Here is a 9,364-nt window from a genome sequence, read left to right as displayed (position 1 = left end):
CTTTCCATCCGTATCGATTCCATTCATTTATTTCGGAAAACTTCGAATGCTTGTCCGTGCTCGGCCGATCGTACTGCTGACTTTTATCGTGTTGCTTGGCCTCGGTGGTTGTAGTGGCAACTTCAAATTCACTGACCGCGATTATCGCCCCCTGGGTGATCCGCAAGCGGTCAATCGCGGCAAGTGACAGCAAGGAGCACCATTCATGGAAGTTGTTTTTGAAGTGCTGAGCGCCAACCAATTCATTGCCCCTGATCTTTGCCGAAAACGCTTTGGCGCGGATGGCGGGGTGATTGGCCGGGGAGAGGATTGTGACTGGATGATCCCCGACCGTGAGCGGCTCCTGTCCAAGCGTCATGCGGGGGTGAGTTTCGACAACGGAACGTTTTTCCTGACTGACAGCAGTGGCAACGGTGTACTCGATCGTAAAAGCGGCTCGCGGCTGCCCAAGGGCGAGCCGGTACGTATCACGGACGGCGACGTCTTCATCATGGGAGGGTATGTGATTCAGGCCCGGGTCGTTGTAGAGAAAATGACCTGCGCTTTGGAAGCCAACCGGTCGGCACCGCTAGGTAATCTCGTTCCGGATGATGCATTTCTCAACCTGGACCCGTTGAGGGCGTTGGACCGGGAGGAGCATGTTTTTTCTGAAATGGACGAACTGAACGACCGTTCCCAGACGACTTCGCACGCGTTGTTACGCTCGGATCATGCGTGCGTTGACGTGGAAAATTTGGTGTTGCCGAAGCTGATCGAGGTCGAGCCGGAGCCACCCCTGCCTTACGACCCGTCGGGGTCATCCAGTGAGGGGTTCTGGCAACGCTTCGGCTCCTCGCTGGGCATGGACCTGAATGATCTGGACCAAGAGGCGCGCGAAGCGTTGGCCATAAAGGTCGGATCGTTGCTCAAGCAAAGCGTTGAAGGCCTGCAGCAAGGCTTGCGCACCCGTTCGGAGTTAAAGGGCGAGCTTCGCCTGGCCCATACCCTCGCCCAAGGTGGCCAGCAGAACCCGTTGAAGCACTGCGATGACGCTTTGCACGCATTGTTGCAGCCAACTGCGCCTGGCCAGTTACCAGCCAGCAAGGCTATCGCTAGTGCCTTTCGCAGCCTGCAGGCTCATCAAGTGGCTTTGTTCGTTGCCAGCCGCGCCACCCTGCGCTCAACCCTCGATTACTTTTCACCCCGGCAACTGGTTCTTCGCCTGAAGCGCGAGCAACCGTCGCTATTACATACATCGGGTCGCTACTGGCGAGCTTACGGCCGCCACCATCAGTCGCTATGTCAAGACGATGACTGGACTGAACGCTTGCTGGCCCGAGATTTCGCCAAAGCTTATGAGGAACAAGTCCGTCTGATTTCCACGCTGCAACACGACTGTCAGGGATGAAGTATATGCATTACAGAACTTTGCTTTTGTGCCGAACCCTAGCGCTTATCGCCACGACGCTGCTATCAGGATGCGCCACGCTGTCACCGTTCTCAACGATGACCAAGCTCAACGTGACGCTGGTTGCCAGCGACGAACTCAATCCGGATGTGAATGGACGGCCCTCGCCATTGGTAATGCGTTTTTTTGAACTCAAGCATCCGGTGGCTTTTGAAAACGCGGACTTTTTTAGCATCTATGATCGTGCCTGGGAGACCTTATCCCCCGATCTGCTCGCCAGCGAGGAATTGGAATTACGCCCTGGCGAAACCGTCACGCTCAGATTCGCCATGGCAGATAGCGGTCGTTACGTTGGCGTGTTGGCGGCGTATCGTGACCTCCCGCATACGCAATGGCGCTACACACTGCCGGTCGCTGTTGCGCGAGTGAATGAGGCGAATCTGGCTCTCAATGAAGATGGTATCGCTAGTTTCACCAAAGGCCTTGCCAGGGCTGACGACAAATGAACCACGATAAGGTGATCTGGCAGGAAGGGATGTTGCTACGACCGCAACATTTGCAACACAACGATCGACATTTCGACCACCAGTTGAAAGCCCGTACTCGGCTGCTGGGCGGTTACGCCTGGGGTTTCCTTTCGTTGGAAATCGATTTGCAGTTTCTCCCTATGGGGCGGCTGGTGATCAGCAGTGCTTCGGGCGTCCTGCCAGATGGCAGTCTGTTCGAATTGAGCAGCAACACTGAGCCGTTGGTCCTGGAAGTACCACCCAACACCTGCAACAAACCGATCTATCTCGCTCTGCCTCTGATGGCTGGCAATCACATAGAGTCCCGCTGCCCAGCACAAACAGATGTGTTGGCGCGTTACATCACCTACGAGGTGCAAGTAGCGGACTCCAATGCGGCGGATACTTCCAGCAGCCAGATAAGCTGTGGTCGCTTGGACTTTCGCCTTCTACTGGGTGAACAACAAGGTGATCAGGCTTTTGTAAAACTCAAGCTCTGCGATGTTCTCGATACTACGCCTGATGGTTTGATCAGACTCGATCCGGATTTTGTCCCGACGTTTATCCAGATCAAATCCTCTGCCTATCTTCTATCCTGCCTCAAGGAGGTCATCGGCATGCTTGGTCATCGGGGCGAGAGTCTTGCCGAGCGACTTCGCTCCAGCGGGAAAGCGGGCGGTGTTCAAGTTGGCGATTTCATGATGCTTCAAATGATCAACCGCACCGAATTGTTGCTGCGCCATTATCAGGAGCTGGAGCAGGTTCATCCCGAAACGCTATATCGAACGCTGTTGGCGCTGCTAGGCGATTTGGCAGTTTTTTCTACGGATAGCAAGCGCCCATCGTTCGACAACCGCTATCACCACAGCGACCAGGGAAGATGCTTTCGGGACCTCATGTGTTCGATGCGCCAAGTATTGTCGATGGTACTCGAACAGCACGCCATTGAGCTGCAATTGCAGGCTCGGCAGTACGGTATCAGCGTTTCGCCGGTGAATGATTTTTCTCTGCTGGACTCGGCTTCGTTCGTATTGGCAGCCAGCGCCGATTGTGATGCCGAGGAGCTGCGCCGTCGCTTACCCTCCCATCTGAAAATCGCTCCGGTGGAGCGTATCCGCCAGTTAGTCAATTTGCATTTGCCAGGTATCAGGATCAGGGCTCTTCCCGTAGCGCCGCGGCAGATCGCGTTTCATGCCAATAAAATTTATTTCATTCTCGAGCCCAGCGCCGAAGACCTTGTTCAAGTGAAGCGCTCTGCGGGGTTTGCGTTTCACATTTCGGGTGAATTTGCCGAGCTTGAACTGAATTTTTGGGCCATTAGGAACTGATCAAATGGATAAGGAAAATCCTCAGGACGAAACAACTGTCCTGCTAGATCATCATGGAAAGCGCCCCATATCCGGGCCGCTGACCGACACCGCTGCGCTACGTATTGAACAGTTGGAGGAGCGAATGATCTACGCCGCCCGTCAACGGCGATCTCCGATATTCGCTCCCAGCCTCAATCCGTTGGTAGCGGCAGCGTCCGGGTTGTTGTCGCAGATCCTGCTACTCAGGCGAATCAATCAAAGACTCGATCCTAAAAAGCTCAAGCAAGAGCTGTCCTTGGAATTGAAGCAATTTGAAGCCTTGGCGAGAAGGGACAATGTTGAGGAAAGCCAGTTGGTCGCCGCCCGCTATGTGTTATGCACAGTGCTCGATGAGTCGGTCGTCGCCACGTCGTGGGGCAGTGAAAGTGGCTGGTCGCAGATAAGCCTGCTAAGCAGCTTTCACAACGAGACGTTCGGTGGCGAGAAGGTGTTCCAGTTACTTGATCGTTTATCGAAAGATCCAGCCAAACACTTGTATTTACTTGAATTGTTATACCTGTGCCTATCGTTGGGCTTTGAAGGTAAATATCGCGTTCAAGCCCGGGGAGAATTTGAGCTAGAAGGGATCCGTGACGCGCTGTACCGCGCGATCAGGCAGGTGCGTGGTGAAGTTCCCAGTCCCTTGTCAGCCCACCTTGAAAGCTCCAAAGCTGAGCCCATCAAACCATTGCCTATGGTGCCTTTCTGGGGGGTGACGGTTTTCACGCTGATTAGTTTAGGTGTGATCTATTCGGGTTTTGCCTGGGTGTTGAGTGAGCAGCGCGTAAACATATTGCAACCTTATCAATCGCCAGAGTCGTTAATTGCTCAGCCGCTGCTGTAACAGGGACGTGTCATGAAATTGCTTTTCAGGAAAATTGGTGCCTGGTTGTCCCAGGCTTGGGTCTGGACGCTGTCATGCGTATTGAGCGTGTGCTTGTTGGTGTGGCTTTTGGGGCCGCTTTTTGCGGTGAATGACTACAAGTTCTGGGCTAGCCCCACGGCACGTCTGCTTACGATCAGCGCGTTGTTCCTGGGTTGGGGGCTGGGAATGGTTTGGTTCGATCGGCGAGCCGGTACGACAAGGCGGGCCAGGCAGGCTGCCGTTTCCCCTCCTGGCGCGCTCGACCAAGCCAGGATTGACGACGACCGACGCGAACTGCGCACGCGCTTCAAGGAGGCTACGAGAGCGTTACGCGCCTCAACGTTCCATTCCGGTCTTGGCAGACGCGGACGCAGTGACCTGCCTTGGTACTTATTGGTGGGCCCCGTCGCTAGCGGAAAAACCAGTCTGCTCGGTTCCTCGGGTCTTGATCTGTCGCTCAGCCGGCATGAGCGAAGGCCAGCTGACATATCCGGCACGCACAGCTGTGACTGGTATTTCGCAGAGCAAGCGGTGTTGATCGATGCTCCTGGGCGCTATTTAACCCAGTTGGAGATAGACGCCGACGCCAGTGCCTGGAGCGGTTTGCTCGAGCTGCTGCGCAAGCGTCGTCGTAACCGACCCCTGTGCGGCATTCTGGTAACAGTGCCTGTCGAAACCTTATTGATGGGAAGTGAAGAAGAGATCGCCACGCTGTCTTGGCAGATTCGGGGGCGTCTTCAGGAAGTTCGACGGCAGCTGCGCGCTGATGTGCCTATTTATCTGATCCTAAGCAAAGCTGACAGTTTGATTGGGTTCAAGGAGTTCTTTGATTCTTTGACGCGGGAAGAACGAGACCAAGTGTTGGGCGCCAGTTGTAGTCGAGACCAACACGACAGCAACGTGGAGGTGTTGCGAGCCGAGTTCGAGGCATTGCTGCGTCGGATCAACAGCCAGGTACTCATGCGTCTGCACGGGGAGCGCGACATTGTACGGCGTGGCTTGATCCTGGATTTCCCACAGCAGTTGGCACAGATCGGTCCGCAGATCAGCTCGGTAGTCGAACTGGTTTTTAGCGGGGACACCTGCCCGCTGCGAGGCGTTTACTTGACCTCTGCCTCCGGCCCTGACCATGCGGGAGCTGGTATTTCGATGAGGGCTGCGCCCCGGAGGGACGATCGCAACGGCTATTTTATCCATCACTTGCTTACCAAGGTCATCTTCCCTGAAGCCGGCCTGACGTGTCTTGATCAGCGAGAACGCAGTCGTGTTTATTGGGGGCAGCGCGCGATGTACATCGGTGCGCTGATGACTTTGAGTTTATTTGGATTGTTATGGGCCAACGGTTTCACTGCCAATAATGAACGCTTGGAAAATTTGCGTGAGTTGACTCAACGTTGGGAGCAGCACTCATCGCAAGTCACCGACGATGATTTGATCGTAACCTTGGAATCGCTTGATCTCCGTCTCGAGGCGGCACGAGTTTTTCCTCCCGAAACAGGCGTGTCGTTATACGAGCGTGGCGGGCTTTATCAAGGTGCTGCAGTTGGCCCCACAGTGCTCAGGGCTTATGAGCATGAACTGATGTCGCAACTGTTACCTCGGGTTGCGCAGATGTTGGAAGAGCAAATCCGCAGCAACCTAAATGAGCGCGACCGGGTATTAAACAGCCTGCGCGCATATTTGATGCTGGCCCTGCCGGAACGTCGCGATGCCGCCTGGCTCAGGGCTTGGGTCGCCCAGGCTTGGTCGCTGCGTTACCCCGGTGATGCGTCCATACAAGATGGCTTGAATGGCCATTTCGGACGCCTATTGGAGCAACCTTTCGTTCATGGCCTCGACGAATCACTGGTGAACTTGGCTAGGAAGACACTGCGGAGTGAATCCCTGGCGGCTGTTGTTTACCGCATGCTGCGTGATCAGGCCAACCATCTGCCTCATTACAGACTTAGCCAGCATTTGGGACCGCAGGGGTCGTTGCTGGTAGGGACTGATCACATCATTCCGGGCTTTTATACCCGCCAGGGTTACGAGCAGTACTTCTCGATTCAGGGCGTGGCGCTGATTACTGGACTGCTACGTGACGATTGGGTCCTTGGGGAGGGGGCAAGTCTTACAAGCTTGGACTTGCGCCGTATGCGGATAGAGCTCGAACAGTTGTATTTCCGCGACTATGCAAATCTGTGGAGCGAGGCGGTCGGTCAGGTCGCGCTGCAGCCGATTCACGGCGCAGGCGAAGTCGCCGACCAATTGGCGGGCCTGACTTCAGCCCATTCACCTGTATTGCACTTGCTGATACAGGTGCGTGAGAACACCAGGATAGGGGGGATCGTCGAGCGTATGGACGACGCTTCGCAGGCGGCAGTGAACACTGGCCAGATTGCCTCCGTCGCAAGCAAAGTCTCCGATTCGGTGAGGCGGGATCTGCCGGACACGGGACAGAAATCCTTGCAACGGCGTTTCGAACCATTGCACCGTTTGCTGGATACCGACAACGGCCCGGACGCGGACCTGACCTTGGCACTTCGGGCCCTCGACGACACCCAAACCCAATTTGCGAACCTAGTTCGTGCAAGTGCGCCGGAGCAAGCCGCCTACGAACTGGCGAGACATCGGATGGCTGGCCAGAGCGATGCACTGAGTGAAATGCGTAGGGCGTCTACACGCTTGCCACACCCAGTCAATCAATGGTTCAGCGGGCTGGCCGAGGATAGTTGGCGCTTGGTACTAAAGGATTCATACCGCTACCTGAACGAGCGCTATCAAAGCGAGCTCTATGGTTTTTATCGGAGGTCAATCAACAAGCGGTATCCGTTCAATGCCCACGGCACCAGCGATGTCGCTATCAATGATTTTCAGGAGTTCTTCAAAGGCCAAGGCGTTGCTGACCGATTTTTTGAAAGCTATATGCGTCCATTCGTCGACGGTCAACCAGGGCATTATCGAGTGCGCACTATTGACGGCCAGAGCTTGCCTATAACCAAAACCTTTCTTGAGCAGATGGCGAGCATACATACCATCCGCCAGAGCTTTTTCCTGGAAAGCCGTGCCGAGCCACAAGTGCATTTCAAGCTCGAGCCATACACGCTCGACCCGTCAGTAAGTCGAGCTGAGTTCCGCTTCGGTGATAAAACGCTGGAGTACCGTCACGGCCCCATACAGTCAGTAGCCTTTACCTGGCCAAGTGAGGAGCAGGGCGGCAGGACATCTCTTGTGCTGGATAAAATGGCCGGAGGGCGAGGGATCGGCGTTGAGAAGAATACCGGGCCATGGTCATTGTTTCGTTTGCTCGATTTGATGCAGACGGAATACCTGACGGGCCGTGACGTACGCGTGCTCAAGGCTGATGTCGGCGGCATGCGCGCCAATTATTTGTTGATAAGCCAGCGCACGCCGAACCCTTTCGACATGGCCGTGCTACGTACTTTCAGAATGCCGGTACAGCTCTGATGCATTACGCAGGCCACTGGCGTAGCGCCGCTCGCACCGATCCCGGCAAGGTCCGCCGGCGAAACGAGGACGCTTTCCTGGACAGCCCACGGCTGGGGTTATGGGCCGTCGCCGACGGGATGGGCGGTCATTCGAATGGCGATATCGCCAGCCAGTTGGTCGTTTCCAACCTGGCTGAGTTGCCCCTGTATAGAGATATCGATCAGCGTTCGAGAGCCGTGCGCCAGTGCCTGCACTGGACCAATCGACGTCTGAGCCAGGAATTGACCGTCACCGCTGAAAATTCACTCGGCATCATGGGTAGCACGGTGGTTGTGCTGCTGCTGGAAGGTAATCGTGCTGTTTGTATCTGGGCAGGCGACAGTCGTTGTTATCTATGGCGTGACCGACGGCTCTATCAATTATCCAAGGATCATTCATTGCGCCAGCAATTGGTGGATCAGCGCTAATTGGCCTTGAGGAGGCAAATGCCCATCCTGCGGGCAACGCATTGACTCGTGCGGTAGGAGCCTCGCAGGAGTTGAGGCTTGAAATACTCGAATTCGATGTTCGTTGTGGCGATGCTTTTTTGCTGTGCAGCGACGGTTTGTATCAGGAATTGAGCAGCCAGAAGCTGGGCGAGGCAATGAGCCTGATGTCACCCAACAAGGTAATGGCGCAGCTTTTCGAGGGCGTCTTGAGCGGATCGGCGCGGGATAACCTGACGGCCGTAATGATTGGCGAATGAAAAGTCCTGAGGCAGCCCCCGAATTCCGGGACAGCGACGAGAGTCATTTCAGCGCTTCTCTTTTTGCCGAAACATCGAGTGTCGCGGTACCGAGCCCGCACACTACTGGCGAAACGCCAGAGATATTTGCAGGACGTTACTGTCTCGAGCGTTTGCTCGGTGCTGGCGGTATGGGGGTTGTGTATCGGGCCCGGGACTTGCTGCATGAACAGTTTGGCGATCCGGATCCGTACATTGCGCTGAAGATACTCAGCGAGGAGTTCGACTCGTCCCCTGACGCCAGCGCACTACTTTTTAGCGAATTTGCCCTGACGCGGTGTTTATTTCACCCTAACGTGCTGCGCCCATACACCTTCGCAGTGGATGCGGTTCATCGTAAGGCTTTTTTCACGATGGAGCTGATGCGCGGGCTGACCTTGGACAAATTGCTCTGCGAATGTCCGCTCGGTTTGCCATGGTCAGAGCTGAGGGCAATTGCATTGCCTCTGCTAGACGCCCTGGCGTATACCCACAGTCGAGGTGTACTGCACGGCGATATCAAGCCAAGCAACATCATGTTGAGCGAAACGGGAGTGAGGCTGTTCGATTTTGGGCTGGGCACTGCGCAAGAAGGGCCGTTGAAAAACCTGCCTTCCTTGAACCGCCAGCGTCTCAAGGCCTGGACCCCGGGGTATGCCTCCCCCGAAGTACTTGAAGGCGCACCGCTCTCGGCTCATGCCGATCTGTACAGCCTGGCTTGCGTGCTCTACGAACTGGCGAGTGGCAAGCATCCATACCGGCGTTTGGCTTCATCTGAGGCCCGCGATACAGGGCTGGAACGCCAACTCAAGGTCCCGCGCAACATGCCCAGGCGTTGCTGGTCGGCATTACGCACAACGCTGGCCTTTGATCCAGCGCGGCGAAACCTCAGCGCCGCGCAGTTGCGTGAGGTTTGGGCCGGTGGTTCGTTTTGGTGGTAGAGGGGCTGGTTGGTATTCCCGGAATATGTACTGGCTGTTGGGCCGCGATCGCGAGCAGGCTCGCTCCCACCGGGGGGCTTGGCTGGGTTGAGGTTTTGGGCGTGCTTGCGATCAGGGCTTGTTC

The 9,364-nt window shown here is 55.7% G+C and carries 7 protein-coding genes and 1 pseudogene; all 8 read left to right on the top strand.

All coding sequences use genetic code 11. The features are described 5' to 3' along the window. Nucleotides 1-46 precede the first annotated feature (46 nt). The 8 genes and pseudogenes from M1D68_RS24835 (at nt 47) to M1D68_RS24800 (ending at nt 9,240) form a co-directional block, all read left to right on the top strand. The gene (locus M1D68_RS24835; protein ID WP_434608561.1) at nt 47-187 is read left to right on the top strand and encodes a type VI secretion protein; all 141 of its coding nucleotides are present in this window, start codon (nt 47-49) and stop codon (nt 185-187) included. Nucleotides 188-205: 18 nt separating this feature from the next. Beyond that, entirely contained in the window at nt 206-1,387 is a 1,182-nt protein-coding gene (gene tagH / locus M1D68_RS24830) for a type VI secretion system-associated FHA domain protein TagH (protein ID WP_457968746.1), read from the top strand. Nucleotides 1,388-1,392: 5 nt separating this feature from the next. Then, complete coding sequence (gene tssJ / locus M1D68_RS24825) at nt 1,393-1,893, top strand: type VI secretion system lipoprotein TssJ (RefSeq protein WP_420765955.1); 501 nt, start codon at nt 1,393-1,395, stop codon at nt 1,891-1,893. After that, complete coding sequence (gene tssK / locus M1D68_RS24820) at nt 1,890-3,221, top strand: type VI secretion system baseplate subunit TssK (RefSeq protein WP_457968744.1); 1,332 nt, start codon at nt 1,890-1,892, stop codon at nt 3,219-3,221. Before tssJ ends, tssK begins: the two co-directional genes overlap by 4 nt. A 4-nt stretch (nt 3,222-3,225) precedes the next feature. After that, nucleotides 3,226-4,086: a type IVB secretion system protein IcmH/DotU gene (icmH, locus tag M1D68_RS24815; RefSeq protein ID WP_434628107.1), complete on the top strand. Its 861-nt coding sequence runs from the start codon at nt 3,226-3,228 to the stop codon at nt 4,084-4,086. 12 nt (nt 4,087-4,098) lie between these two features. Continuing rightward, nucleotides 4,099-7,554, top strand: a complete 3,456-nt coding sequence (gene tssM / locus M1D68_RS24810; RefSeq protein WP_457968742.1) for a type VI secretion system membrane subunit TssM — start codon at nt 4,099-4,101, stop codon at nt 7,552-7,554. After that, a pseudogene (locus tag M1D68_RS24805) lies at nt 7,554-8,281 on the top strand (PP2C family protein-serine/threonine phosphatase). The gene tssM and the pseudogene M1D68_RS24805 overlap by 1 nt, the downstream one beginning before the upstream one ends. Next, nucleotides 8,278-9,240 carry a serine/threonine-protein kinase gene (locus M1D68_RS24800; RefSeq protein ID WP_457968740.1) on the top strand — a complete coding sequence of 321 codons (963 nt, stop codon included), beginning with the start codon at nt 8,278-8,280 and terminating at the stop codon, nt 9,238-9,240. Before M1D68_RS24805 ends, M1D68_RS24800 begins: the two are co-directional and overlap by 4 nt. Nucleotides 9,241-9,364 lie beyond the last annotated feature (124 nt).

It is taken from the genome of Pseudomonas sp. R4-84, assembly GCF_054130985.1.
The sequence above is the reverse complement of the archived record's forward strand: the minus strand, read 5'-3'. Positions and strand labels throughout refer to the sequence as shown.

Bases quoted from the DNA above. Each gene is read 5' to 3' on its own strand.
- tssJ (WP_420765955.1), top strand. From the start codon at position 1,393: ATGCATTACAGAACTTTGCTTTTGTGCCGAACCCTAGCGCTTATCGCC.
- tagH (WP_457968746.1), top strand. From the start codon at position 206: ATGGAAGTTGTTTTTGAAGTGCTGAGCGCCAACCAATTCATTGCCCCT.
- M1D68_RS24800 (WP_457968740.1), top strand. From the start codon at position 8,278: ATGAAAAGTCCTGAGGCAGCCCCCGAATTCCGGGACAGCGACGAGAGT.
- icmH (WP_434628107.1), top strand. From the start codon at position 3,226: ATGGATAAGGAAAATCCTCAGGACGAAACAACTGTCCTGCTAGATCAT.
- tssM (WP_457968742.1), top strand. From the start codon at position 4,099: ATGAAATTGCTTTTCAGGAAAATTGGTGCCTGGTTGTCCCAGGCTTGG.
- M1D68_RS24835 (WP_434608561.1), top strand. From the start codon at position 47: ATGCTTGTCCGTGCTCGGCCGATCGTACTGCTGACTTTTATCGTGTTG.
- tssK (WP_457968744.1), top strand. From the start codon at position 1,890: ATGAACCACGATAAGGTGATCTGGCAGGAAGGGATGTTGCTACGACCG.